This window comes from Variovorax sp. MHTC-1 (assembly GCF_003984645.1).
In the GTDB taxonomy this organism is placed as follows: domain Bacteria; phylum Pseudomonadota; class Gammaproteobacteria; order Burkholderiales; family Burkholderiaceae_C; genus Variovorax.
On sequence record NZ_RWKI01000024.1, the window covers coordinates 25,605 to 51,467 of the forward strand.

The following is a 25,863-nucleotide window of genomic DNA, read 5'->3' on the forward strand; positions in this document are numbered from 1 at the left end:
CCCGTAGAGGCTCGGGGTCAAAGCGTCGCCAGGGCCGAGCGTACCTCTTCTTTGCTAAGGATTTCGGTCAGCACCACGGGTGCCTTGCCCGGCGCCTGCAGCACGTAGACCGGGACGCCGCTGCGCCCCAGCGCAGTCAGCGCGGCGGTGATCGCGGGATCGCGGCGCGTCCAGTCGGCGCGCAGCATGGCGACCTGCCTGGCATCGAATTCGGCCAAGAGCGCCGCATCGGCCAGCGTGCTGCGCTTGTTGTACTGGCAGGTCACGCACCAGGCTGCCGTGAAGTCGATGAACACCGGCCGGCCGGCGGCTGCGAGTTCGCTCACGCGCGCCGCGGACCAGGGCTGCCAGCGGTCGCCGGTCGCGGCCATGGCCGGCGCCGCAGTGCGCAACACGTTGCCGCCGATCGCGCCGGCCAGCACCGCGGTGGCCGCGACCAACAGGCTGGCCACCACGATGCGCGTGCGTCCGCGCAGCGTGAACGCCCAGACGATGGCCGCGAGGCACACCAGCAGGCCGAGCAACGCGCCCGCGCCGTCGATGCCGCTTTGCTGGCCGAGCACCCAGACCAGCCAGGCGACGGTGGCGAACATCGGAAAGGCGAGCAGCCGGCGCAGGGTGTTCATCCACGGGCCGGGCCGCGGCAGCAAGCGCGCCACCGCCGGCACGAAGCCCGCCGCCAGGTAGGGCAGGGCGAGGCCGAAGCCGAGCACAGCGAACATCAGCAAGGCCTGCGTGGCCGGCAGCCCGATCGCGAAGCCCAGCGAGGCGCCCATGAAAGGCGCCGAACAGGGCGAGGCGATCACCACCGCGAGCACGCCCGACAGGAAGTCGTTGACTACCGGATGCCGGGCCTGGGCGCCGCACAGCGAAGCCGGCGCCAGCATGCGGAACTCGTAGACACCCGCGAGATTGAGCCCGATCAATGTGAAAAGCCCCGCCAGCACGGCCACCACCGCCGGCGATTGGAGCTGGAAGCCCCAGCCCAGTTCGGCGCCGGCCGCGCGCAGCGCGAGCATGGCGCCGCCCAGCGCCAAGAAGGACAGCATCACGCCGGCCGTGTAGGCCACGGCGGCGGTCCGGTGGCCGCGCCGATCTTCGGCTTGGCGCGTGAAGCCCAGCACCTTGATCGCCAGCACCGGGAACACGCAGGGCATCAGGTTGAGCAGCAGGCCGCCGAGCAGCGCGCCCAGCAATGCGGCGACGAAGCTGCCTGCCGGCTGCGGCAAGGGGGCGGCGGTGTTGGCTTCGAGCGCGGCCTGCAAAGCCGGCGAGACCTCGACCCGCGGGGCCGTGGCGGGCCAAGTGCCGGCGACGGGCGCTTCGGCGCGCCAGGCGATGGGCTGGCCGGCTTGCCGATCGGACTCGGCCAGCGCGACCACCACCGGCATCGTCGTCGGGCTGGCGCTGCGCTGCTCGGACAGCGGCACGCTGGCGGTCCAGGTGTCGTCCTGCCAGGCCTGCGTCCAGTCCTTGCCCAACACGGCCGCGGTGTGGATCACCTCGCCGGTCTCGGGGAAGAACTCGAGCGTCTTGCCGCGCGCAGCTGGGGGCAGGCCTTCGAGGCGGACCTGCAGCTTGTTGCCCTCGATGGCAATCGTGCCCGGCTTCGCGAGCGCGGCCGGCTGGGCGGCCAGGGCGGCATCGAAGGCGCTCTTGTGCAGCGCGGTCGAGCCCGAGAGCGGCAGCTTGAGCAGGAATTCGCCGTCTTCGGGAATGCATTCCTTGCGGCAGACCAGCCAGGAGGCCTTGAGCTTGAGGTCGAGCGCGTCGGCACCGGTGAGGCTGGCCGCGGGCTTGAAGTCGGGCGCCACGGTCAGCGGCACGGGCAGCAGCACCGTCCCTTCGTAGCCGTAGTTGGCCAGGGTGCCGATCGGAATCTTCTTCGGCACCGGCCAGGCGATGTCGCCGTTGGAAATGCCGGCCGGCAGCGACCAGGCGAGCTCGGTCGGCAGGCCGGAGTCGCCGGCGTTCTTCCAATAGGTGTGCCACTCGGGCTGGTGCGTGATCTGCAGGCCGACCCAGACCGGCGCGCCGGCGACGACGCCCTGCGGCGCATGGGCGATCAGTTCCGCCCGCACATGCGGGGTGGTGACGACCGGTCCGAGCTTGGAAGCCAGCTGGGCCGCAGCCGGCAGGCAGGCTGCGAGCGACGCGACCAAGACGGCCGCAAGACGGAGAGGAGAGATAAAGGCCATGCCGGTCAATCGGAGCGCCGGCGCCGGACGAAGTTCCGAATGGCGCTCACGTCGCCCACCCCAGCACCAGCCTGCGGGTGGTGGCTGAGCTCATGGGGCCCACCCCAGCACCACCCTGCGGGTGGTGGCGGCTCTTCTTTTGCCGGCGCTCACAAGCGCTTCGCGCAGTTGTGAGCGCCGTCAAAGAAGAGCGCATCGCTGCGCTCATGGGGCCCACCCCAACACCACCCTGCGGGTGGTGGCGCTCTTCTTTTCGATCTTGGTCACGACGACGGGGCCGATCTCGCGCGTGTTCGCCACATGGGTACCGCCGCAGGGCTGGAAGTCGATCGATTCGCCGTCTCCGATCCGGATGGTGCGTACCGTGCCGGTGCCGCGCGGCGGTTGCACGCTCATGCTCTTGACCAGCGCGGGATTGGCATCGAGCTCGGCATCGGTGATCGCGCCCACGGCCAGCGGATGGCCGGCGACGACCAGGCGCGCCAGGCCGGTCGTCAGCGCTTCCTTGTCCAGCGGGTCGGTCATGTGGAAGTCCAGCCGCGCGTATTCGGGCGTGATCGAGCAGCCGTTGACCGGCTGCGGCACCAGGTGGCACAGCAGGTGGGTCGCGGTGTGGAAGCGCATCAGCTTGTGGCGGCGCTCCCAGTCGATGCGGGCCGTCACGGCATCGCCCGGCTTCAGCGCGGCCAGCAGCTCGGACTGTCCCGGTGCCGGAACGTGAACGATCTCGTCGGTCGCGCGGCCTTCGGCATCCTTGGCCTTGCGCGTGTCGGCGATCACCAGTTCGCGCCCGCCCGCCAGCGCGAGGTGGCCGCTGTCGCCCGCCTGGCCGCCGCCCTGCGGGTAGAACACCGTGCGGTCGAGCACGATGCCGGCTTCGTCGGCGCGCACGACGCGGGCCTGGCAGTCGCGCAGGTAGGCGTCGGAGCGGAACAGGTCGTCGGTCATCGCCCGATGGTAGCGGCGGCGCCGCGGCGGGGTGCGCCCACGCCAGAAAGCGCCCACAACCGACAGCGAGGGCTTGCGCAATCCGGAAGATTCATGGCTGGAGGGCCCTCGTCGCCGGAAGGACATCCGACCCATGAGCCATACCAAGCTTTCTTCGACCGCGGCGCTGCTGGCCGCCGCCGCGCTGCTCGCGGCCTGCGGCGAAACCGCCAAGCTGCCGCCGGAGGCCGGCATCGGCCCGACGCCGCAGCTGCCGGCGCCGAACAAGACGCTGATCCCGACCGTCAATATCGCTCCGGCCACCGGCTGGACCGATACCGCCGGCCCAAGCGTGCCCAGCGGCTTCACCGTGACGGCGCTGGCGCGCGGTCTGGACCATCCGCGCTGGGTCTATCTGCTGCCCAACGGCGACGTGCTGGTGGTCGAGAGCAACAAGCCGCCGAAGCCGGAAGGCGCAGGCGACGGCGGCCTGATGAAGAAAATCCGCGGCGCGGTGATGAGCCGCGTCATGAAGCGCGCCGGCGCCGAAGTCCCGAGCGCCAATCGCATCACCCTGCTGCGCGATGCGAACGGCGACGGTGCGGCGGAGGTGCGCCACGTGTTCATGCAGAACCTGATGTCTCCCTTTGGCGTCGCGCTGGTCGGCAACGAGCTCTTCATCGCCAATGCCGACGCGCTGGTGAAGGTGCCGTACACCGAAGGCCAGACTTCCATCGCGGCAACGCCCACCAAGGTGACCGACCTGCCGGCCGGCATCAACCACCACTGGACCAAGAACGTGATCGCCAACCGCGAAGGCACCAAGCTCTACGTGACGGTCGGCTCCAACAGCAACATCGGCGAGAGCGGGCTGGATGCCGAAGAGGGGCGGGCCGCGATCTGGGAGGTCGACGTGAAGAGCGGCGAGAAGCGGCTGTTCGCCACGGGGCTGCGCAATCCCAACGGCATGGCCTGGGAACCGGAGACCAACGTGCTGTGGACGGTGGTGAACGAGCGCGACGAGATCGGCAGCGACCTCGTGCCCGACTACCTGACCTCGGTGAAGGACGGCGCCTTCTACGGCTGGCCATGGAGCTACTACGGCCGCCATGTCGATGTGCGGGTGACGCCGCCGCGGCCCGAGATGGTGGCCAAGGCGGTGGCGCCCGACTATGCGCTGGGCTCGCACGTGGCGGCACTGGGCCTGGCCTTCTCCCACCCGCGCGGCATGCCGCCCCAGTTCGCCAACGGCGCGTTCATCGGCGAGCACGGCTCGTGGAACCGCAAGCCGCTGTCGGGCTACAAGGTGGTCTTCGTGCCCTTCAGCGGCGGCCGGCCCAGCGGGCCGCCGGTCGATTTCGTGACCGGCTTCCTGAGCGCCGACGAGAAGGCGCAGGGCCGGCCCGTCGGCGTCGCGCTCGACAAGAGCGGCGCTCTGCTGGTGGCCGACGACGTGGGCAATGCCGTCTGGCGCGTCGCGCGCGCGAGATAGCTGTCTCTGGATCTGGAACCCCTGCAGCACCACCTTGCCTTGCGCCTTGCCGCTCTCGATCAGCGCATGGGCGCGGCGCGTACGCGAGGTGACGGAGCGTGGGGGCTCGCTAAGATCACCGCATGACCGTTCCCGCCAGCCGCTTCTGGTCCCAGCTCACGACACGCGATTTCGCCGCCCTCGATCCGGCGACGACCGTCGCGGTGCTGCCCCTGGGCGCGACCGAGCAGCACGGCCCGCACCTGCCGCTGGGCGTGGACTCGACCCTGGTCGACGGCATCGTCGCGGCCGCGCAGCCGCTGCTGCCGGCCGAGCTGCCGGTGCTGTTCCTGCCGACCCAGCAGATCGGTCTGAGCCCCGAGCATGCGCGTTTCGCGGGCACGCTCACCCTGTCGGCCGAGACGCTGATCCGGCTCTGGAACGAGATCGGCGCCGGCGTGGCGCGCGCGGGCGTGAAGAAGCTGGTGCTCTTCAATGCGCACGGCGGGCACACCGGCGCGATGGACATCGTTGCGCGCGAGCTGCGCGCGGCGCACGGGCTCATCGTCTACAGCGTGAGCTGGTTCAACCTGCCGCTGGGCGATGCCGGCGCACAGTTCAGCGCCGACGAACACCGCTTCGGCGTGCACGCGGGCGAGATCGAGACCTCGATGATGCTGGCCCTGGCGCCGGGCCAGGTGGCAATGAAGGCGGCCCGCGATTTCGGCTCCAGCTCGCGCCAGCGCGCGGCCGACTATCCGGTGCTCGGCAACGGCAAGAGCGCCAGGCTCGGCTGGGCCATGGAAGACTACAACCCCGCAGGCGCAGCCGGCAACGCCGCCGCGGCGACCGCAGAGAAGGGCCGGGCAGTGATCGACGCCGCAGCGGGCCAGTTGGCGGCACTGCTGGCCGAGGTGTCGCGCCTGCCGCTGTCGACCGCGCACACGGGGCCGCTGGGCTGAGGCGCCTCAGCCTGCCACCGCCGGTCCGCCAGGCGCGGTTTCCTCGATCTTGATCGTGCCGTCGGGCCGTTCGCAGGTGCCGATGAGCAGGCCGCTCGCTACCGCATGCGCGCGCAGGGCATCCAGCACCTCGTCGCGTCCGGGGCTGGCGGAGAAGCCGGGCGTGCTGTCGAGCGCGAAGAGCTGGAAGGCATAGCGGTGCACACCGTGTCCCGGCGGCGGATCGGGCGGCAGCCAGGCGGCCTGGAGGTAGGAGTTGCGGCCGGTGTGCACGCCGGTTCCCTCGTTGCCGGCGCTGGCGATCGCGGCCTCGGGCAGGTTGCCGTCCTCCGCCGCAAGGCCGACCACGATCGCGTGCACCAGCGGATGGGGCGTCGGCGAATCGGCGTCTTCGACCAGGAGCACCAGCGAAGCGGCGCCGGCCGGCACGCCGGTCCATTGCAGGGGCGGCGACAGGCCCTCGCCGTCGGCCGTGTAGCGCGGCGGCAGCGGTGCATGGTCGACGAAGGCCAGGCTCGCGACCGTGATCGATGCCATCCCCTGGCGCAGCCCCAGGGTGTTGAAGGCGATCTCGTCGAGGCCGGCGCGTACGCCGTGCAGGGCGTGGCCGATGGCTTCGGGAAGTTTTTCGAGCATCCCTCCTGTATAGCGTGCGGGCGGAAGCTGGCGTGTAGGCAGGCTCCGCTATCATGAAACGGCGCCGCGCTTCTGCGGTCGCCTCTTCCCTCCCATTCCAATACCAAAGGAAGCGTATGAGCATCGTCTGGACCATCCTGATCGGTTTCGTCGCGGGCCTCGTGGCGCGCGCCATCAAGCCCGGCGACGACTCGGCGGGCTTCATCGTGACCACGCTGATCGGCATCGCCGGCTCGCTGATCGCGACCTACCTGGGGCAGGCGATGGGCTGGTACACGGCGGGCCAGGGGGCCGGCTTCATCGCCTCGGTGGTCGGCGCGATCGTGCTGCTCGTCATCTGGGGCCTCGTCAAGCGCAAGTGAGCGTGCCGGGCAGCGATGGCCCGTAGATCCAGGGCGCACCACCATGTCTACGTCGTCGAGCTCGACGACCGGGTCTGGAACATCGCCCGCTTCCGGCGCGCCAACCCCGACTACCGGCTCGGCCAGCCCTTCGTCTACGTCGGCATGACGGGGCTGGATCCCGACGTACGCTTCGACAAGCACAAGGCCGGCATCCAGGCGAACGCCTTCGTGCGTAACTATGGGCTCAGGCTGTTGCCGGCCCTGTACGCGGTCTACAACCCGATGCCCTACGAGGCCGCGCGCGAAATGGAGGTCGAGCTCGGCATCGCATTGCGCGAAGCCGGCTACGGCGTATGGCAGGCTTGAAATAGGCTCTCCCCCAGGCTTCGCGCACTTCGTGTCCCCTCACCGGGGGCAACACCAGCGGCCCGGCAAAGCCGGTTCCGCGGTGTTCCTGGAAGGGAGCGTGGGAACGCTTTGACGTGCAACGACAGGAGGCGCTATGGACGGTACGGTATGCATCGTGATGACCACCGCCAGCACCGAGGACGAGGCGGAAGCGCTCGGCACCGCGATCGTCAAGGCGGGCCTCGCGGCCTGCGTGCAGGTGCAGCGCGTGCGCAGCTTCTATGTCTGGCAGGGCACGCTGCACCGCGAGCCGGAATGGCTGCTCCTGATCAAGACCCTCGCCGCGCGCTATGCGGTGCTGGAAGCCTTCATCCGGGAGCGCCACAGCTACGAAACGCCGGAAATCGTGCAGTTGCCGATCACGGCCGGGTCCGCGGACTATCTGCGCTGGCTGGCCGGTGGCAGCGCCGGCGCCGCTCAGGCGTAGGTCACCCAGTCCGCCCAGGCCGGGCCGTCCAGGTGCGGCAGCGTGTTGTAGGTCACCAGCATGTGACGCTTGGGCGTGAAGGCGAATTCCGTGATGGCGGTGTTGCGGATCCGCAGGTTGAGCTCGATGGTGGTTTCCGGGCTGGTGCCCAGCACATGGCCGACCGCGGTACTGATCGGGCCGCCGCTCGACACCACCAGCACCCGGGCGCCGTGGTGCTTGCCGCGCACGTGGTCCAGCGCGCTCGTCACCCCGGCCAGGAAGTCAACGTAGCTCGGCATCCCGGCCGGTGAGGTCCGGCCTTGCATCCAGGCGCCCAGCCCATCGCGCAGCAGCCGGAAGTGGTGGCGGTACTTCTCGGGCGAATCGGCCTTCTCGAGCTTCTCGGGATGAATGGTCGCAATGACCGCTTCGGCGTCGTACTCGTCGAGTCCCGGCCAGGGCAGCACGTCGTCGCGCGCGAGGCCCAACCCTTCGGCGATGCCTTCCCAGGTCTGGCGATGGCGCTTCAGGGTGCCGGTGATGACGGCATCGAACTGCATGCCGCGCTCGCGCCAGTACTCGCCCAGGCGCCGCGATTGCCGGTGGCCCAGATCGCTCAGCTGGTCGTAGTCGGCCGCGCCGAAGCTGGCCTGCCCGTGGCGCACGAGATAGAGAGTTCCCATGGCTTGGATTCTGCCGAGGCGGCGCATGCGGGCCGGTCGCCGCGGCGACCGGCGTCACTCCGATGCGTCGAAGCGACAGCGTGGCTTTTGTGGCGAGGTTCTGTAAGAAATTGAGTCATAAAGTTCTCAAATGTGTAAGATGCGAACTTTCGTAGACGTCGCGACGCGATTTCCGCCGCGCAGCGCCGCTTTCTTACACCCAAGAGGGACAGCACAGAGCATGAACAAGTCTTATCGCAGCGTCTGGAACCATGCGCTGGGCGCCTGGGTCGCGGTTTCGGAGATCACGGCCGCGCGCGGCAAACGGTCCAGCGGCGCAGTCACGGTGCTGATGGCGGTCGGCTTGAGCGGCCTGGCGGCGGGCGCGGCGGCGCAGACCATCGACTATGCGAACAATGACGTCAGGGCACTGCCTATCGTCACCACGCCGACCACGGTGCTGAACAGCACCGACGCGGGCACGGCGCAGCAGACCGGCGACATCTCCGGCACCGACGGCATCGTCAAGACCGGCGCCGGCACCATCGTTCTGGGCGGTGCCAACACCTACGCCGGCGGCACCGCGATCAACGCCGGCGCGCTGGCCATCGATTCCGACGCCCGGCTCGGGCAGGCGAGCGGAGCGCTGGCCTTCGGTGGCGGTACGCTGCGTTTCACGGCCGACGGCGTCGCCAGCGGCCGCGCCATCACTCTGACCGGAAACGGCACCGTCGACGTGGCCGGCACCCAGGGCAACAAGCTCACCGGGCAGATTTCGGGCGGCGGCGTCCTCACGCTTCGCAATACCGGCACGAACGCGCTGGGTGACGAGACCCAGCGCCTGAGCATCGACAACGCCGCGAACAACTACACCGGCGGGACCGTGCTGCAGGGCAACGGGACGGCAGGCCGCCTCAATGTGTGGACGCGCACGACGGGCTCCCTCGGCAGCGGCCCCGTCACCATCCTCGAGAACGCCGAGCTGCGCTTCCAGGATCCCACCGCGAGCGCCGGCAACCTCGTCATCACGGTGCCGGTCGGCGTCAACACCAACGTCAACGGCAGCAACAGCGGCCTCCAGTTCCAGAATGGCGCGAACGCCGGCACGGCGACGATCACCAACAACGGCGCGGGCTCCTATGTGCTGTTCGGCGGCGCCCTGGGCGCCAGCGCGCAGGATGCGACCCTCAACAACAACGGCGGCCGGCTGATCTTCCAGGAGAACGGCAACGGCGGCAGCGCGACCATCAACAACAACAGCGGCACGCTCCAGATGTCGAACACGGCGAACCTGAGCGGCGCCACCGTCATCAACAACGGCGAGGTCTACGTCAACGACATCAGCGCACCGGCAGCGGCGATCGGCTCCCTGTCGGGCTCGGGCGGCGTCGTACTCGGCAACGCCACGCTGCAAGTCGGGGCGCTCGGCAAGGACGACACCATCAGCGGCGTGATCTCGAACACGGGCCTGGGCTCGCAGGACAAGAACGGGGCGCTCTACATCAATCCCGTGATGATCGGCAACGGCGCCGTGGTCAAGGTCGGCGCCGGCACCCTGACGCTCGCGGGCAACAACACCTACACCGGCGGCACCACCATCAGCGGCGGCGCGCTGCAGCTCGGCGCCGGTACCGCCAGCGGCAGCGTGGAAGGCGCCATCACCAACAATGCGTCGCTGATCGTCAATCGCTCGGACAACTACACCCTGGCCAACGCCATCACCGGCTCGGGCACGCTCACGCAGGCCGGCACCGGCACCACGACGGTCACAGGGGCCAACACCTACAGCGGCGGCACCATCCTGAGTTCCGGCGGTCTCAGCATCGGCAGCGCGGGGGTGCTCGGCACCGGCGCCATCACCTTCGAGGGCGGCACCTTCACCACGACCAGTCCGATGGTGCTGGGCAACACCGTGGTCGTGGCCGGCGACGTCGATCTCGCGACCAACGGCAGCCTCGGGCTGAACGGGCCGGTGGTGCTCACTGCCGACGCGGCGTTGAACCAGGTCACGCCCGCCAGTGTCGTGAACTTCGACGGCGGGATCAGCGGCGGCCACGGGATCACGCTCGACGGCGCCGGCGGCGGCTGGAGCGGCTACGCGTACAACGCAGTCAACACCTATACCGGCACGACCACGGTGCAGGGCAATGCCAATCTGCTGCTGGCAGCCGCGGGCACCGTGCCGGGCGACCTCGTCGTCAACGGCAGCGGCACTGTGCGCGTGAACGGCAACGGCCGCCTGGCGCCGACCGCGAATCTCACGGTCAATTCCACAGGCAACGTTGTCGCCGGGCAGTCTCTGTCCGGTGTCGAATTTCTCAACGCGACCCAGACCATCGCCCAACTGGACGGCAGCGGCACGGTCGGGTTGAACGGCAGCGAGCTGACGGTCGGCGCCGGCAATTTCAGCGGCGCGATGTCGAACGGTCTCGTCACGCCTGTCAATTCGGGCTCGCTGGTCAAATCAGGCGCGGGCACGCTGACCCTGTCGGGCGCCAACACCTACACCGGCAGCACCACCGTCAGCGGCGGCACCCTGCGTGCCGGTGCGGCCAACACCCTGAGCGCTGCGTCGGCGCACAGCGTGGCGGCCGGCGCCACGCTCGACCTCGCCGGCTTCAGCCAGAGCATGGCCTCGCTCACGAACGGCGGCACCGTCTCGCTGGTCGGCGCCGCGCCCGGTGCCACGCTCACGGTGACTGGCCCCTACGTCGGCAACAACGGCACCCTGCGTCTCGGCACCACGCTCGGCGCCAGCGGCCCGTCCGACCGGCTGGTGCTCGACGGCGCCGCCGCCGTCGCCAGCGGCAGCACCACCGTGCAGATTGCCAACCTCGGCGGCCTCGGCGGCCAGACCGTGGGCAGCGGCATCGAGGTGATCAGCGCGCTGAACGGCGCCACCACCACGGCGCAGACGACCAAGAACGCCTTCGCACTCGGCGGCGCAGGCCACGTCGACGCGGGCGCCTTCGAGTACCGCCTGTACGCCGCCGATGCGAGCGGCGCCGGCGAGAACTGGTATCTGCGTTCGGAAGTGATTCCACCGCCCCCTCCGCCGCCGCCGCCCCCGCCGCCGCCTCCCGGCCCGCCGGCGCCCCCGGCTCCACCTGCGCCTCCTGCGCCTCCGGCTCCGCCCGCGCCACCGGCACCCCCCGCTCCGGCGCCTGCGCCGGTCCCGGTCACGGCCTACCGCGCCGAGGCCCCGATGCTCGCGGCCCTGCCCTCGCAGCTGCGCCGCACCGATCTCGCGATGATCGGCAACCTGCGCAGCCGCATGGGCGACGACGACGCGAGCGGTCGCGCGGTGGCCAGCCTGACGCCGGTGGGCGGTGCGCTCTCGGCCGAGCGCCGCGCCTGGGCGCGTGCCGTCTACAGCGATGTCGACATCCGCCAGTCGGGCGTCGTCAGTCCCTCGACGCAGGGCCACGTCGCCGGCGTCCAGGCGGGCTCCGATCTCTACGTTTCGCAGCTCGGCGACTGGCACGCCGGCGTCTATGTCGGCACGCTCGATGGCGATGCCGACCTGAGCGGCTTCGCCAGCGGCGTCTATCGCCCGGTCGGCAGCACCGACCTGCGCGCCCGCTACCTCGGCGCCTATGCCTCGTATGCCAACGCGACCGGCTTTTACGTCGACACCGTGCTGCAGTACGGCTCGCACCGCTACACCATCCGTCCGCTCGGCGGCTTCGCGGCCTCGGGCAAGGGCAACAGCCTGACGGCCTCGGTCGAGGTCGGCCAGGCCTTCGCGCTCGGCGGCGGCTGGACGATCGAGCCACAGGCGCAATTGAGCTACCGCAAGGCGCGCCTCGACGACCTGGCGATCCCAGGCGCGCTGGTGCAGCAGGACGATTCCGGCAACTGGACCGCCGGCCTCGGCGTGCGCGTGAAGGGCGACATTTCCACCGCGGCCGGACGGCTGCAGCCCTATGCGCGCGTGGGCGTGGTCCGCGGCAGCGGCGGCAGCGATGTCGCGCGCTTCGTCAACGGCCCGTTCGTCACGCCCATCGGCAGCACGGGCAACTACACCTCTGTCGAACTGGCAGGCGGCGCCACGCTGTCGCTGAGCAAAACCGTAAGCCTGTACGGCGAAGTCGGCAAGGTCTTCAGCGCGGGCGGCGACACCAAAGTGAAATCGTCGATCCAGGGCGCGATCGGCGTGCGCGTGCGCTGGTAGCAAAGAAAACGCGGCGGGTGGAACTCGCGTGCGCCGGGCGGCTCGTACCGCCATGCCTGCCCTGACCACCTCCTCCGGCTCTCTTCCCCGGCGCACGGTCGCCGCCGCGCTGGTCGCAGCGCCCGCCCTCTGGCTCGGCGCCCGCGCGCAGCCGCAGGCGGCGCGGGTCGCGACGCCCTCCCAGACCGAGGGGCCGTTCTACCCCGTGCGCCTGCCACAGGACGCGGACAACGACCTGCTGCGCAACGGCACGCTGAACTACCGCAACGGCCAGCCCGCCTGGGTCGAGGGCAGCGTGACCGACCTGTCCGGCCAGCCGCTGCGCGGTGCCCAGGTGGAGATCTGGCAATGCGACCAGGACGGCCACTACCACCACCCCGGCGACGGCGGCCGCGCCGATGCCGCGTTCCAGGGCTTCGGCCGCGTGGCAGTCGATGCCGACGGCCGCTATCGCTTTCGTACCATCCGGCCGGCTGCGTACAGCGGCCGCACGCCCCACATCCATGTGAAGGTGAAGCTCGGCGCACGCGAACTGCTGACGACGCAGCTCTATGTGGAAGGCGATCCGGGCAATGCGCGCGATTTCCTCTGGCGCAACCTGCCCGCGGCATCGCGGGCCGCGGTCACCGTGCCCTTCGAGCCGGCGGCGGATGGGGTGCGGGCGCGCTTCCCCATCGTCATCGCGGCCTGAGGCGGCCGGCTGACGCTCAAGCGCCCGACAGCACCCCGGCGAACATCGCGGCATCGACGTTGCCGCCGGTCAGCGCGATGCCGATCGTCTTGCCCCGCCAGCGTGCGCGCTGCTGCGTCGCGGCCGCTAGGGCCGCCGCGCCCGCGCCTTCGGCCACGTTGTGGGTGTCGGTGAACAGCGCTCGCATGGCCGCGGCCACTTCCTCGTCGCTCACGGCGACCACCTCGTCGGCTTCGCGTCGGATCACTTTCAGCGCTTCCGGCACCGGCGTGCGGCAGGCCATGCCGTCGGCCAGACGCGTGCTGACGGGCGCCTCGCGCACGCTGCCGGCGCGAAACGAATCGAGGTACGCCGTCGCATGCGCCGACACCACGCCGACGAGCCGCGTCCTGACGCCGCAATGCGCGCGCGCCGCCGCCGCAGCCGCGAAACCGGAGCCCAGTCCGATCGGTACGAACAGCACCTCGGGCGGCGCATCGGCCAGCGCCTCGAAGAACTCCACATAGGCGGTCGCGACGCCGCGCACCAGCTCGCGATGGAAGGAGGGCACGCGGTGCAGCCCGTCGCGCTCGGCCAGCCGCGCGGCATGTTCGCTCGCGGTCTGGAATTCGTCGCCGTACTCGACCAGCGTGACGCCGAGCGCGCGCATGGCGGCGTTCTTCTCGACCGAATTGCCGTGCGGCACCACAATGGTCGCCATGAGGCCGTGGCGGCGCGCGGCGAAGCCGACCGACTGGCCATGATTGCCGCGCGTGGCGCTGATCACATGGCGCACCTCGGGCTCTTCGCGCGCCAGCGTCTCGAAGTAGGTGAGCCCGCCACGCAGCTTGAAGGCGCCTGCCGGCGTGTGATTCTCATGCTTGGCCCAGACCGTGCAGCCCAGGCGCCCGGCCAGCAGCGGCCATGCGTACTGCGGCGTCGGCGGCATCGCCGCGTAGACGGTGCGGCGCGCGGCGGCGATCTCTTCGCGTGTGAATCGCATCGGCTACTTGCGCTCCGGCAGTGCGATGCGCACCGCGAGCGCGGCCAGCACGCTGCCCATCACGTAGCGCTGGGCGCGCAGCCAGCCTTCGCTCTTCGACAGGAAGGCCGTCAGGCGCGCGGCGCTCAGCACCAGCAGCAGGTTGACGGCGCCGCTCACGCCGATCTGCACCGCGCCCAGCGTCAGGCTCTGCAGCAGCACCGAGCCGCGCTCGGGATGCAGGAACTGCGGAAAGAAGGAGAGGTAGAACATCGCCACCTTGGGGTTCAGCAGGTTGGTGACGAAGCCCATACTGAAGAGCTTGGCCGGCGGATCGACCGGCAGCAGCCGGGCCTCGAAAGGCGCCGTGCCGCCGGGCTTGACTGCCTGCCAGGCCAGCCACATCAGGTAGGCCGCGCCGGCCAGGCGGATGGCGTCGAAGGCGAAGGGCACGGTGATGAGCAGCGCCGTCAGGCCCAGTGCCGCCGCCATCAGGTGCACCACGAAGCCCAGCAGCACGCCGGCCAGCGACATCAGCCCGGCCGCGCGGCCCTGGCACAGCGTGCGCGAGACGCAATAGATCATGTTGGGGCCGGGCGTCAGCACCAGCACCAGCGCGGCGAGCGCGAACAAGGCGAGCTCGGCAAAGCTCATCGGCATCTCAGATCCCCTCCGAGTCGAGCGTGACGGTGCCGCGCGGCGTATCGAACACCGCGCGGAGCTTGGGCGCGCCGGTGCTCACCGGCACGTTCGAAAGGCCGATGGCCTCCATCGCCGCCTTCAGGTCGCCGGCGCGCGGATGCGAAACAGTCAGCGCACCCAGCCTGACGCCGGAATCGGCCATGCTGTCGCTCGGATGCACGGGACCCCATTGGATCAGCGTGGGCAGCGTGCCGTACATCAGGCGTTGACCGTCGTCACGCACCGTGATCTGCCAGGCGAGCCGGCCGGCCGGCGTGTCGCGCGAGGCTTCGAGCACGCGGCCGCGGTCGATGCGCTGCCGCTCCAGGGCCTGCACCGCGGCGGCGGCGTCGGACACCTCGGCCACGAAGTGCACCAGCCGCGGCCCGCCGCGCGCCAGGCCGGCCTGCAGCGCGGCATCGTCGAGGTCGAACCAGCGATGGGTGCCGGCAGCCCGCGTCGGCCTGGCCCTCGGATCGATCGCGATGATCTCGAGATAGGCACGCGGGAATTCGACGGTCGCGATCTTCATCAGCCGGTTGTGCGTGCCCATCAGCGGGTGCGCGCCGCCTGGACCGGGCGCGATGCCGAAGGTGGCCTCGCACCAGCGCACGCCCTCGTCGAGGTTGCGGGCGGCGATCACGAGGTGGTCGATGCGCGCGGACATGTTCTTCCTCCTAGTTGCTCCACCACGCTTCGCGTCCTACGCCGCCGCGGCCGGCGAAGCCAGGCCCGCTCGGGGAACACACGAAGTGGGGGAGCCTGGGGGAGAGACTCATAGCGTGACCTTGCCGTCGATGCAGGTGACCGAGTCGCCGCCGATCCAGACCTGGCCTTCGGCGTCGCGCGACACATGAACGCGCCCTGCACGGCCCAGGCACTGGCCCTGCGCCGCGAGGTAGCGGGACGGCAAGTGGCCGTCGGGGATCAGCCACTGCGCGAGGCTGGCGTTGAGGCTGCCCGTGACCGGATCTTCCTCGATGCCGATCGGCGCCGCGAAGGCACGCACCTCGAGGCCGATGTCTTCGTCGTTCGAGAGCGCGAAGGCGCGCGCCTCGCGGTTCGAGCGCGAGATCAAGGGCGAGGCTGCCTCGTCTTCCTTCGAAGGGGCACCCGCCACGCCGACCTTCTGGCCGAGCTCCTTGAGCATGCGGTGGTCGGGCTTGAGCGCGAGCACGGTGTCCGCGTCGTTGAGCAGCAGGCCCAGCCACACCGGACCGTTGTCGAGCAGTTGCGCGGCCACGATCTGCTGCGCCTTGAGGCCCAGGGCGGCGGCGACCTTGGCCAGCAGCGTGGGGCTGGGTGCGCTGCGCTTGAGCGGCGGCGCAGCAAAAACGAGACGTTCGCCCTCGTGCCGGATCGGCACCAGCCCCGCGGCGCACTGCTGGACGATGCGCCCCGCCGCCTTGGGCCGTCCGCCCGCCTGCAGCCAGGCATGGCAGCTTCCCAGCGTCGGGTGACCGGCGAAGGGCAACTCGCCGCCCGGCGTGAAGATGCGCACGCTGTAGTCGGCCGATGGCTCGGTGGGCGGCAGCAGGAAGGTGGTCTCGGACAGGTTGGTCCATTTCGCGAAGCTCTGCATGGCGGCATCGTCGAGGCCGGAGGCGTCGAGCACCACGGCGAGGGGATTGCCGAGATAAGGCTTGGCCGTGAAGACGTCGACTTGCTTGAAAGGGCGGATTTTCATCGGATCATTCCAGTGCGAGGTCGAGCACGCCGCGTGCACCGGCTCGGCTGCGCAGATCGGCGAACCAGCGCTCGACATGCGGCCAGACGGGCCGCGTGTATTCGGTTTGCGGCAGGCCGAACCAGCGGTGCGCTTCGCAGCCGATCGGGATATCGGCCATCGTGAAGCTGTCGCCGAGCATGAAGGCGCGCGTGGCGAGGTGCGCGTCGAGCAGCGCGAACAGCGGCTCGGTGGCATTCACCGAATGCGCGATCACGGCCGGGTCGCGCTGGCCCGAAGGCGTGCGGACCCATTGCCTGAAGGCACCGGCGCTCACGGGGTTGAGCGTGGTCTGCTGCCAGTCCATCCAGCGTTCGGCGTCGAAGCGTGCGGCCAGCCGCTCGGGATAGAGCTTGCCGGTCGAATGCTTGGCGCACAGGTAGCGCACGATCACGTTCGACTCCCAGAGGACGACGCGGTCCTCGCCCTCGCCGTCGTCGATGGCCGGCACCAGCGCGTTCGGATTGAGCCCCAGGTACTCCGGCGTTTGAACGATGCCGAACTTGCCGCCGGCCTCGGTGCGCTGGAAATCGAGGCCCAGCTCCTGCGCGCACCACACCACCTTGCGGACGTTGATGGAGCTGATGCGCCCCCAGATATTGAGCATGGTCAGAATCCCTTCGAAGGACGATCGATCAAGAGAAGACGCACGGCCAGCGCGATCATCACCGTGGCGAGCAGGCCGCGCTGGAAGCCGGCGGCGCCGCGCCGGCGCTGCAGCCGGCGGCCGATCTGAGGTCGATCATGGCGCGCGCGTCTCGAGGTAGGGCGTGATGTTGTTCATGGCGCGTCCGACGTAGGCTTCCTTCTCGCCCACCGGCGCGACGTAGTGGAGCGCATCGGCCGCGGCCTCGGGGCCCTCGGTGCGCGCGATGATCCACGCCGCGAGGTAGGGCGAAGCGAGGCAGCCGCCCGCTGTCGCCACGTTGCCGGCCGCGAAGAAGGGCTGGTTCAGCACCTCGATGCCGGCCTCCTGCACCCATGGCTTGGTCGTGAGGTCGGTGCAGGCCGGCACGGCGCCCAGCAGGCCCATCTTGGCCAGCAGCAAGGTGCCCGAGCACTGCGCACCGATCAGCTGGCGCGACGGGTCGAGCGAGAGCGCCGAGAGGATGGCGGGGTCTGCAGCGATCTCGCGCGTGCGGATGCCGCTGCCGACGATCACGGCCTCGGCCTCGCAGGCATCCGCCAGGGATGCGCTGAGTTTCACCGTCACGCCGTTCATGGACGTGACCGAGGCGCTCGGCCCGGCCAGGCTGACGCGCCAGCCCGGCTTCTTGATCCGGTTGAGGACGCCGAGCGCGATCAGCGAGTCGAGCTCGTTGAATCCTTCGAAGGTGAGGATGGCGATGTGCATCGTCGTGCCCTTGATTCGATGCTGGCTACACGGGACTGGCGGCGAGCTGGCGCTCGACCTCGGCAGCCGCGTTGTGCGCCAGCTGTTCGCGCACGGCCTCGCCCAGCGCGGTGATCGCGGTGTCGATCTCCTCGACGCTCGCGGTCACGAAGGACAGGCGCAGCGCGCGCGCATCGCTCGCTCCGGCATAGAAGGGCGCGCCGGGCACGAAGGCCACGCCGCGCTCCACCGCCTTCGGCAGCAGTGCCGCCGCGTCCATCCCCTCGGGCAGGCGCACCCACAGGAACATGCCGCCGGCCGGCTTGTTGAACTCCACGCCCAGGCCCTTCATCTCGCGCGCCAGCGCAGCCAGCATCGCGTCGCGCTGGCGTTTGTAGAGCGCGCGGATGGTCGGCACGTGGCGATCGAGGAAGCCGTCCTTCATCACCTCGGCCACCATGCGCTGATTGAAGCCGGGGCTGTGCAGGTCGGCCGCCTGCTTGGCCTGCAGCAGCTTGGGGAAGATAGCCTTGGGCGCCACCAGGAAGCCCAGCCGCAGGCCCGGCGCGAGCACCTTCGAGAAGGAGCCGAGATAGATGCAGCCGTCGGGATTGCGTGCGGTCAGCGGCAGCGGCGGCGCCTCGTCGAACCAGAGATCGCCGTAGGGGTTGTCCTCGACGATCGGGAGCCCGGCCTTCGCGGCCGCGGCAGAAACTGCAGCGCGGCGCTCTTCGGCCATGGTGCGGCCGGTGGGGTTCTGGAAGTTGGGCAAGAGGTAGACGAAGCGTGCGTCCTTCGACTTGGCCACGAGGTCGTCGACCAGCACGCCCTGATCGTCGCTGGCCACGCTCACGGGCTCGGGCTCCATCGGCGAGAAGGCCTGCAGCGCGCCCAGGTAGGTGGGCGTCTCGACCAGTACGCGGCTGCCGGGATCGAGCAGCACCTTGGCGATCAGGTCCAGGCCCTGCTGCGAGCCGGTGGTGATCAGCACCTGCGCCGGATCGACCGGCCAGGGCAGCATCGCGGCGACCGCTTCACGCAGCGGGGCGTAGCCCTCGCTGGCAGCGTACTGCAGCGCGGCCCGGCCGTCCTTGTGCAGCACTTCGGCGCAGGCCTCGGCGAAGGCGCTGACCGGGAAGGTCTTGGGCGAGGGCAGACCGCCGGCCAGGCTGATGATGCCGGGGCGCTCGGTGACCTTGAGGATTTCACGGATCACCGAAGGGTTCATCTTTTCGGCGCGGGCGGCGAGTTTCCAGTTCATGTAGTTCCTTGGGGATAAGCGAGTCGTCATTGGGATGCCGCCGCGAGCACGGCGGGCGTGCGCGGCTGCGAGAGCTTCTTGCCGGCCAGCACGGTGGCCACCACCGCCCCCGCGAAGCCGAGGGTGACGATGTCGATCGGCTCGCCGAGCAGCGGCACCGCGGCGAGGATCGAGAGAAAGGGCTGCAGCAATTGGGTCTGGCTCACGCGCAGCGCGCCGCCCATCGCGAGGCCGCGGTACCAGGCGAAAAAACCCATCCACATCGAGAACACCCCGACATAGACGAACCCGGCCCAGGCCGAGACGGCCACCGGCTGCTCGGGCCACAGCCACAGCGTGCCCGGCAGCGTGACCGGCAGCGCCATCACGCAGACCCAGCAGATCACGCGCTCCGCGCCCAGCGCTGGCGTGACCTGCGCGCCGTAGATGTAGCCTAGCGACGCGGCGAACACCGCGCCGACCAGCAACAGGTCGCCCCAGGCGAAGCCGAAGCCGCCGCTTTGGTCGCCCGCGCGCAGCACGGAGAACACGATCACCAGCGCGCTGCCTGTCAGCGCGCAAAGCCAGAAGCCGAGCCGCGCGCGTTGATGCAGCACCCAGGCCGCGCAGGCTGCGGTGACCAGCGGCAGCAAGGCCGTCACGACCGCCGCGTGGCTGGCGCTGACCACGCGCAGCGCGTAGGCCAGCAGCAGCGGATAGCCGATCACGTTGCCCAGCACGGCCATGCCGAGCGGTTTCCACTGATGGCGCTGCGGCAGCGGCGGCCGCGTGACGAGCAGGAAGACCGCCGACAGCACGCCGGCCAGCGCCGCGCGGCCCAGCGTCACGAACCAGGGCGAGAGTTGCGGCGCCTCCTGCGTGCCGGTGGCGAGCCGCGTCATCGGCAGCGTGACCGCGAAGAAGGCGACGCCCAGCACGCCGAGCCACATGCCCAGGGTCTCGTCCCTGATCTTCATGCGCTCACCATCCATCCGGCGGTAAGCACCAGCACGGCGGCCATGGCGCGGTTGAACCACAGCAGGCGCTGTCCCTCGGCCAACCAGTTGCGCAGCAGCGCGCCGGCCAGCGCATAGACGAAATTGCTGGTGAAGGCATAGACCAGCATCACCGGCGCCACGATCGCGAGACGCTGCAGCGCATCCGCATGGCCGGCAATCCAGCCCGCCACCAGCGTCAGCGCCAGCAGCCAGGCCTTGATGTTGACGAACTGCAGCAGCACGCCCTGCTTGAAGCCGACCGAGAGACTCCGACCGTCGGCCTGCGCCATCGTCGCGCTGCCGCTGAGCTTCCAGGCCAGCCACAGCAGGTAGGCGATGCCGAGCGCCTTGATGGCCCAGCGCAGCGATGGCGCGGCGAGCACCAGCGCGCCGATGCCGGCCGCACACAGCAACAGCAGCAGGGTCCAGCCCACCGGCACCGCGAAGATGAAGCGCATGGCGCGCGGCAGGCCGCCATTGGCGGCGAGCGTGGTCGACAGCGTCGTATTCGGTCCGGGCGAGAAACTCATCGCCGTGGCCAAGCCCAGCAGCGTGGTGAATTCTTGCCAGTTCATGGGACACACTCTAAACTGAGGACCATTACAGTACCGATACAGATTGCCGGACAACAGCCAAGCCTGTATCGGTCCGACGATCGACACAGAACCCGACGCCATGCTGACACGGACCTCGACCCAGTCGCTGACGGAACAACTCGCCGACCGTTTTTCCGAGCGCATCCGTACGCGCCTGCTGGCGCCCGGCGCACGCCTGCCCTCGGTGCGCGAATGCGCGCGGCAGCAGGGCGTGAGCCCGCACACGGTAGTTGCGGCTTACGACCAATTGCTTGCGCAGGGGCTGGTCGAAGCCCGGCGCCAGCGCGGCTTTTATGTGCGCGACTCGATCGCGGCGCAGGCCGGGCCGGCCCTGTCGACCGTGGGCCCGATCTCCGGGCAAGCAGCCGCCAAGCCCGTGCCCGCCGATGCGAGCACACTTATCCGCGGCATGTTCCACCGCCCGAGCGACAAGCCGCAACCCGGCATGGGCGTGTTCCCCTCCGAATGGCTGGACTCGCCCTTCACGGCCGCTGCGGTGCGCCGCGTGACAAGCACGCGGGCGCTCAAGGATTTCTCGCTGCAGTACGGCGAACCTGCGGGAGACGGTGGCCTGCGCCGCAGCCTGGCGACCAAGCTGGCGAACATCAACGTGCCGGCCGGGCCGGAACAGATCGTGACCACCGTCGGGGCGACGCATGCGCTCGACATCGTGAGCCGTACGCTGCTGCGCGCCGGCGATGCGGTGATGGTCGAAGAGCCCGGCTGGGCGCTGGAGTTCGCGCGGCTCGAGGCGCTCGGCATGCGCATCCTGCCCGTGCCGCGCAAGGCTGACGGGCCCGATCTCGAAGTGATGGAGCGCTACTGCGAGGCCGGCGACGGCCACAAGCCCAAGCTCTTCGTGAGCGTGAGCGTGCTGCATAACCCGACCGGCTACAGCCTTGCGCCGGGCAGCGCGCACCGCGTGCTGCAGCTGGCGAACAAGCACGACTTCCACATCGTCGAGGACGACACCTACAGCCACCTTGCACCCGAGCATGCGACCCGGCTCAGCGCGCTCGACGGACTGCAGCGCACCATCTACGTGAGCGGTTTCGCGAAGATCCTGGCGCCCAACTGGCGCATCGGCTTTCTCGCGGCCTCTCCGGCCTTGGTGGGGCGCATGCTCGAAACCAAGCTGCTCACGACCTTGACCACGCCCTCGCTGTTCGAGCGGGCACTGGCATGGTGTATCGACCAGGGGCAGCTGCGCCGGCACGCCGAGCGCGTCCGGCTGCGGCTCGACGGCGCGCGCGGCCGCACCGTCAAGCTGGCGCTTGCGGCCGGCTGCACGCTGGCCTCGGAGCCGGCGGGCTTGTTCGGCTGGGTCGATACGGGTGTCGACACCGATGCGCTGACCCAGCGCATGCTCGACGAGGGTTACCTGCTCGCGCCGGGCTCCCTGTTCCATGCCAGGCGGCCGCCGAGCACGCTGATGCGGATCAACTTCGCGACGGCGCAGGACGCGGCCTTCTGGAAGGTGTTCGCGCGGGTGAAGGCGCAGCTCTGAGGTGAGTGCGTCAGAGCAGCCGGTCCGGCGCGAAGGGGCCGAACAGCTTCAACAACAGCCGCAGGCCGACGCTGGCGTCGGGCTCGGTGCTGCTGTCCTTCAGTCCGCTGTTCTGCGGGGCGCGCCATACGAGGCCGTTGTCGGCGCGCTCCACGCGCCACGCGCCGTCGCGCATGGCGACCTCGATCTGGCCGCTCGCAACTCGGCAGAGTTCGTCGCTGCGGATCAGGAGCGCGATCTCGGTGTTCTGCAATTGTGAACGCAGATCGAGGTTCATCGAGCCGACCACCAGCAGCCGGCCGTCCATCACCAGCGCCTTGGAATGCAGCATCGAGCGCGACTCGCCGGGCGCGCTGCCGCCGGCGGAGCCGAAAGCGCTGCTGAGCCCGGCCTGTTCGCTGCGCATCTCGTACAGGCCGACGCCCATCGACAACAGTTCTTCGCGATGCCGCGCATAGCCCACATGGGCGACCGGCGCATCGTTGGAAGCCAGCGAGTTCGTCAGCACGCGGATCCGGACGCCGCGCGCCAGTGCCGCCGCGAAAGCCTGCTTCATGTCCTGCCCCGGCACGAAGTAGGGCGAGATGATGAGCAACTCGCTCTTCGCTTGGCCGATCAGCTGCAGCAGGCCCTCGACCACCGTTTCGCCTTCGGCGGCCGTACTGGCTGCGGCCGCGAGCGAACTGCCGCCGCGCGCTGCGGCCGCCGGCCGGCGGCCCTGTTGGGTCACTACCAGCCCCGGGGCCTTGCCGGTCTTCGGGCTGCCGCGCGGTGCATCCGCCGGGATCTTGGCCGGCTTGTCGACCAGCACCGCAGCGGGCGCCCAGACGAAGTCGGCGCTGCGCAGGTCCATCGGCTTTTCATCCCACACCGCGGCTCGCCGTCCGATCGCAGCTGTCGTGTTGCTGGGCCGCGGCTCGCCGTCAGGAGGTCGGGGCGGGCCGCTGGCGGCTGGTGGGGCGCGTTCGCTACGCGATTCGCCTCGAAGCGGTTCGAGTTCTTCGCGTGTCACCAGCGACTGCACCGGATACGCGCGCTCGTTGTTCCAATAGGCGTCGAAGCTTCGCGAAAGGTCTTGCACGATCGGCCCGGCTGCCAGCACATCGAGATCGACGAAATTGCCGGCTGCGCCATTGCCGAAATAGGCATCGCCCAGGTTGCGCCCGCCGGTTACACCGAGCACGTTGTCGGCGATGAAGAGCTTGTTGTGCATGCGCTGCTGAATGCGCGACGCATCGTCGAGCGCATTGAAGAGGCGACCCAGGCTCGAGCCTCTGGCGCCCGCCAATGGGTTGAACATCCGCATCTCGATGTTCGGAACGAAGGCCAGGCGCATCACCTGGGCGTTGCGTCCCGTGCTGTGAAAGTCGTCGAGCAGGATGCGCACGCGCACGCCGCGCTGTGCCGCATCGCGTACCGCCTGGAGCAGCCGGTCGGTGCTGGCGTCGGCATGAATGGCGTAGTACTGCAGGTCGAGGGTTTTTTGTGCGCCTTCGGCCAGCGCGAGCCGGCTGCCGTACGCGGCCGGCGGACCGTCGAGCAGCAGAAAGCCGGATTCCGAACGGGCGCCGGCGGCGGTTCGGCGTTGCTGCACCAAGTCTGCGAGCGGGGTCCCGGCGGGCGAGGCCAGCGAAGTGGAAACCGGCCGCTGCACATCCTTGGGCAGCTCGGCGCACGCCGGCAGTACCAGCGCAATGCCCACCGCCAAGCACCAGCGGCCGGCGAATCGTCCGAGAGCTCGGAATGCGAACATGCAGCAATTGATGAGTTTGGGTAACTACATGTATAGCGCAGCCGCGCCACGCCGCGCGTCGGACGAAAGCCCGGCTATCCCTGTCGCGCCGCGCCGAGTTCTTCCCAGCGCTCGAGCGCGGCCAGCAGTTCGTCGTCGATCTGCGCGTGGCGCTCGCCCAGTTCGGCTGCGCGCGATGCCTCGTTGGCGTAGATGGCGCCGCCGTCGAGTTCGAGCATCTCGGTGATGCGCTTCTGTTCCTCTTCCAGGGCTGCGATCTGCGCGGGCAATGTCTCGAGCTCGCGCTGCTCCTTGTAGCTGAGCTTCTTGCGGGGTGTCGCACGCGGGGCGGCTTCGGCGGCGGGCGCGGGGGTGGCCGCCACGAGGCCTGGAGGGGGCGCAGAGGCGGCTGCTCTTTGGGCCGCGAACTCTCGTGTGCGCTTCGACTGGATCAGCCAGTCCTGCACGCTGCCTTCGTACTCGCGCCAGCGGCCGTCGCCTTCGAAGGCGATGGTGCTGGTCACCACGTTGTCGAGGAAGGTGCGGTCGTGGCTCACGAGGAACACCGTGCCGTCGTAGTTCTGCAGCAAGTCCTCGAGCAGCTCCAGCGTGTCGATGTCCAGGTCGTTGGTCGGCTCGTCGAGCACCAGCACATTGGCCGGTCGCGCGAACAACCGCGCGAGCAGCAAGCGGTTGCGTTCCCCGCCGCTGAGCGAGCGCACCGGCGAATGCGCGCGTGCCGGCGAGAACAGGAAATCCGCGAGATAGCTCTTGACGTGCTTGCGCTGATTGCCGATCTCGATCCACTCGCTGCCGGGGCTGATGAAGTCTTCGAGCGTGGCGTCGAGATCGAGCGCATCGCGCATCTGGTCGAAATACGCCACCTGCAGGTTGGCGCCGCGGCGGATCTTGCCGCTGTCGGGCTCGAGCTCGCCGAGGATCAGCTTCAGCAGCGTGGTCTTGCCGGCGCCGTTGGGGCCGATCAGACCCACCTTGTCGCCGCGCAGGATGGTGCCGGTGAAGTTTCTGATGACGGTCTTCTCACCGAAGGCTTTGGAGGCTCCCGTCAGCTCCGCGACGATCTTTCCGCTCGACTGGCCGGCGGCGACGTCCATGTTCACGCTGCCGATCACTTCGCGCCTGGCCGACCGGTTGGAGCGCAGCGCCTCGAGGCGGCTGATGCGGCTCTGGCTGCGCGTTCGGCGAGCTTCCACCCCCTTGCGAATCCATACCTCTTCCTGCGCGAGCAGCTTGTCGGCCTTCGCGTTGATGACCGCCTCCTGGGCCAGTTGCTCTTCCTTCTGGACCAGGTACTGCTCGAAATTGCCCGGATAGGAACCGAGCTTTCCGCGGTCGAGCTCTACGATGCGCGTGGCCACGCGGTTCAGGAAGCTGCGGTCATGCGTGATGGTGACGACGCTGCCCTTGAAATCGATCAGCAGCTGTTCGAGCCATTCGATCGAATCGAGGTCGAGATGGTTGGTGGGTTCGTCGAGCAGCAGCACATGAGGCGCGGCCACGAGCGCCTGCGCCAGTGCCACCCGCTTGCGGGTCCCGCCGGATAGTGCGCCGATGCGCGCGCTGCCGTCCAGATGCAGGCGATGGAGCGTCTCCTCGACGCGCTGCTCCCAGTTCCAGGCGTCGAAGGCCTCGATCTGCGATTGCAGCGCATCGAGGTCGACTCCCGCGGCGCCGGACAGGTATTGCTCGCGAATGGCGATCACTTCCGCCAGCCCTGCGCTTGCCGCCGTGAAGACGTCGGCGTCCATGTCCAGCAGGGGCTCCTGCGCCACATAGGCGACGCGCAGTCCCTGTTGAAACTGCAGCGTGCCGTCGTCGGCCTTTTCCAGCCCGCCCAGGATCTTGAGAAGGGAGGACTTGCCGGCGCCATTGCGGCCGATCAGGCCGATGCGCTCCGATTCGATGAGTGAGAAGTCCGCGTGATCGAGCAGCGGGACGTGGCCGAACGCGAGTTGCGCGTCGAGAAGTGTGATGAGTGCCATGTGACGCCGATTATCGGAGGACTGGCTTGCCGAGCCTCAAATTTGGCATATACTCGTGGGCTCGGCTCAAAACGACCCGCCGGCTTGCTTCGAAACGAAGTGCTCCGGGTCGATGAAAGCAAGAGCTTCGAAACGTGGCGGGTGTTCAAAACCGTGTCATAATTGAAGGCTCCGCTCAAGACGGCGAGCTGCTTTGGGATCCTG

The 25,863-nt window shown here is 69.5% G+C and carries 23 protein-coding genes; 8 read left to right on the plus strand and 15 right to left on the minus strand.

Annotated features, from left to right (window positions below; translation table 11 throughout):
* Positions 1-17 precede the first annotated feature (17 nt).
* Together EJI01_RS24770 and EJI01_RS24775 are read right to left on the minus strand one after the other, a co-directional pair.
* Entirely contained in the window at positions 18-2,198 is a 2,181-nt protein-coding gene (locus EJI01_RS24770; RefSeq protein WP_185879046.1) for a protein-disulfide reductase DsbD family protein, read from the minus strand.
* Between the two features lie 204 nt (positions 2,199-2,402).
* Positions 2,403-3,146 (minus strand): alanyl-tRNA editing protein, encoded by a 744-nt coding sequence (locus EJI01_RS24775; RefSeq protein WP_126839782.1) that lies wholly within the window; start codon positions 3,144-3,146, stop codon positions 2,403-2,405.
* Between the two features lie 133 nt (positions 3,147-3,279).
* On the opposite strand from EJI01_RS24775, the gene EJI01_RS24780 reads away from it, so the two are divergent.
* On the plus strand, positions 3,280-4,617 hold the full coding sequence (locus tag EJI01_RS24780; RefSeq protein WP_126839783.1) for a PQQ-dependent sugar dehydrogenase: 1,338 nt from the start codon (positions 3,280-3,282) through the stop codon (positions 4,615-4,617).
* 122 nt (positions 4,618-4,739) lie between these two features.
* Positions 4,740-5,558 (plus strand): creatininase family protein, encoded by an 819-nt coding sequence (locus EJI01_RS24785; RefSeq protein ID WP_126839784.1) that lies wholly within the window; start codon positions 4,740-4,742, stop codon positions 5,556-5,558.
* A 6-nt stretch (positions 5,559-5,564) separates the two neighbouring features.
* Here EJI01_RS24785 and EJI01_RS24790 read toward each other — a convergent pair whose 3' ends face one another.
* The gene (locus tag EJI01_RS24790) at positions 5,565-6,194 is read right to left on the minus strand and encodes a YbhB/YbcL family Raf kinase inhibitor-like protein (protein WP_126839785.1); all 630 of its coding nucleotides are present in this window, start codon (positions 6,192-6,194) and stop codon (positions 5,565-5,567) included.
* A 116-nt stretch (positions 6,195-6,310) separates the two neighbouring features.
* On the opposite strand from EJI01_RS24790, the gene EJI01_RS24795 reads away from it, so the two are divergent.
* From EJI01_RS24795 to cutA, 3 genes are all read left to right on the plus strand, one after another.
* Positions 6,311-6,556: a GlsB/YeaQ/YmgE family stress response membrane protein gene (locus EJI01_RS24795; RefSeq protein WP_126839786.1), complete on the plus strand. Its 246-nt coding sequence runs from the start codon at positions 6,311-6,313 to the stop codon at positions 6,554-6,556.
* A 15-nt stretch (positions 6,557-6,571) separates the two neighbouring features.
* A complete protein-coding gene (locus EJI01_RS24800) occupies positions 6,572-6,904 on the plus strand; it encodes a hypothetical protein (RefSeq protein WP_126839787.1) in 333 nt (110 codons plus the stop codon).
* A 136-nt stretch (positions 6,905-7,040) separates the two neighbouring features.
* A complete protein-coding gene (gene cutA / locus EJI01_RS24810) occupies positions 7,041-7,373 on the plus strand; it encodes a divalent-cation tolerance protein CutA (protein WP_126839788.1) in 333 nt (110 codons plus the stop codon).
* On the opposite strand, the gene EJI01_RS24815 is transcribed toward cutA, so the two are convergent.
* Positions 7,364-8,038 (minus strand): histidine phosphatase family protein, encoded by a 675-nt coding sequence (locus EJI01_RS24815; RefSeq protein ID WP_126839789.1) that lies wholly within the window; start codon positions 8,036-8,038, stop codon positions 7,364-7,366. The genes cutA and EJI01_RS24815 overlap by 10 nt on opposite strands.
* Positions 8,039-8,258: 220 nt before the next feature.
* On the opposite strand from EJI01_RS24815, the gene EJI01_RS24820 reads away from it, so the two are divergent.
* Together EJI01_RS24820 and EJI01_RS24825 are read left to right on the plus strand one after the other, a co-directional pair.
* Positions 8,259-12,191 (plus strand): autotransporter outer membrane beta-barrel domain-containing protein, encoded by a 3,933-nt coding sequence (locus EJI01_RS24820; protein WP_185879047.1) that lies wholly within the window; start codon positions 8,259-8,261, stop codon positions 12,189-12,191.
* 52 nt (positions 12,192-12,243) lie between these two features.
* Positions 12,244-12,882: a protocatechuate 3,4-dioxygenase gene (locus EJI01_RS24825; protein ID WP_126839791.1), complete on the plus strand. Its 639-nt coding sequence runs from the start codon at positions 12,244-12,246 to the stop codon at positions 12,880-12,882.
* 16 nt (positions 12,883-12,898) lie between these two features.
* On the opposite strand, the gene EJI01_RS24830 is transcribed toward EJI01_RS24825, so the two are convergent.
* The 9 genes from EJI01_RS24830 to EJI01_RS24875 form a co-directional block, all read right to left on the minus strand.
* Positions 12,899-13,864: a threonine dehydratase gene (locus EJI01_RS24830; RefSeq protein ID WP_126839792.1), complete on the minus strand. Its 966-nt coding sequence runs from the start codon at positions 13,862-13,864 to the stop codon at positions 12,899-12,901.
* Positions 13,865-13,867: 3 nt separating this feature from the next.
* Positions 13,868-14,503: a LysE family translocator gene (locus EJI01_RS24835; RefSeq protein WP_126839793.1), complete on the minus strand. Its 636-nt coding sequence runs from the start codon at positions 14,501-14,503 to the stop codon at positions 13,868-13,870.
* Position 14,504: 1 nt separating this feature from the next.
* On the minus strand, positions 14,505-15,191 hold the full coding sequence (locus tag EJI01_RS24840) for a VOC family protein (protein WP_126839794.1): 687 nt from the start codon (positions 15,189-15,191) through the stop codon (positions 14,505-14,507).
* Between the two features lie 108 nt (positions 15,192-15,299).
* On the minus strand, positions 15,300-16,211 hold the full coding sequence (locus EJI01_RS24845) for a PhzF family phenazine biosynthesis protein (RefSeq protein WP_126839795.1): 912 nt from the start codon (positions 16,209-16,211) through the stop codon (positions 15,300-15,302).
* 4 nt (positions 16,212-16,215) lie between these two features.
* On the minus strand, positions 16,216-16,857 hold the full coding sequence (locus EJI01_RS24850) for a glutathione S-transferase family protein (protein WP_126839796.1): 642 nt from the start codon (positions 16,855-16,857) through the stop codon (positions 16,216-16,218).
* Positions 16,858-16,992: 135 nt separating this feature from the next.
* The gene (locus EJI01_RS24860; protein ID WP_126839797.1) at positions 16,993-17,604 is read right to left on the minus strand and encodes a DJ-1/PfpI family protein; all 612 of its coding nucleotides are present in this window, start codon (positions 17,602-17,604) and stop codon (positions 16,993-16,995) included.
* Between the two features lie 25 nt (positions 17,605-17,629).
* On the minus strand, positions 17,630-18,844 hold the full coding sequence (locus EJI01_RS24865; protein WP_126839798.1) for a PLP-dependent aminotransferase family protein: 1,215 nt from the start codon (positions 18,842-18,844) through the stop codon (positions 17,630-17,632).
* Between the two features lie 26 nt (positions 18,845-18,870).
* Positions 18,871-19,800 (minus strand): DMT family transporter, encoded by a 930-nt coding sequence (locus tag EJI01_RS24870; protein WP_126839799.1) that lies wholly within the window; start codon positions 19,798-19,800, stop codon positions 18,871-18,873.
* Positions 19,797-20,396 carry a LysE family translocator gene (locus tag EJI01_RS24875; protein ID WP_126839800.1) on the minus strand — a complete coding sequence of 200 codons (600 nt, stop codon included), beginning with the start codon at positions 20,394-20,396 and terminating at the stop codon, positions 19,797-19,799. Before EJI01_RS24875 ends, EJI01_RS24870 begins: the two co-directional genes overlap by 4 nt.
* Before the next feature lie 100 nt (positions 20,397-20,496).
* On the opposite strand from EJI01_RS24875, the gene EJI01_RS24880 reads away from it, so the two are divergent.
* A complete protein-coding gene (locus tag EJI01_RS24880) occupies positions 20,497-21,924 on the plus strand; it encodes a PLP-dependent aminotransferase family protein (protein WP_126839801.1) in 1,428 nt (475 codons plus the stop codon).
* A 10-nt stretch (positions 21,925-21,934) separates the two neighbouring features.
* Here the strand turns inward: EJI01_RS24880 and EJI01_RS24885 are convergent, their stop codons facing one another.
* Positions 21,935-23,677, minus strand: coding sequence for a phospholipase D family protein (locus EJI01_RS24885; RefSeq protein ID WP_126839802.1), 1,743 nt, complete (start codon positions 23,675-23,677; stop codon positions 21,935-21,937).
* A 74-nt stretch (positions 23,678-23,751) separates the two neighbouring features.
* Positions 23,752-25,659, minus strand: a complete 1,908-nt coding sequence (locus EJI01_RS24890; RefSeq protein WP_126839803.1) for an ATP-binding cassette domain-containing protein — start codon at positions 25,657-25,659, stop codon at positions 23,752-23,754.
* Positions 25,660-25,863 lie beyond the last annotated feature (204 nt).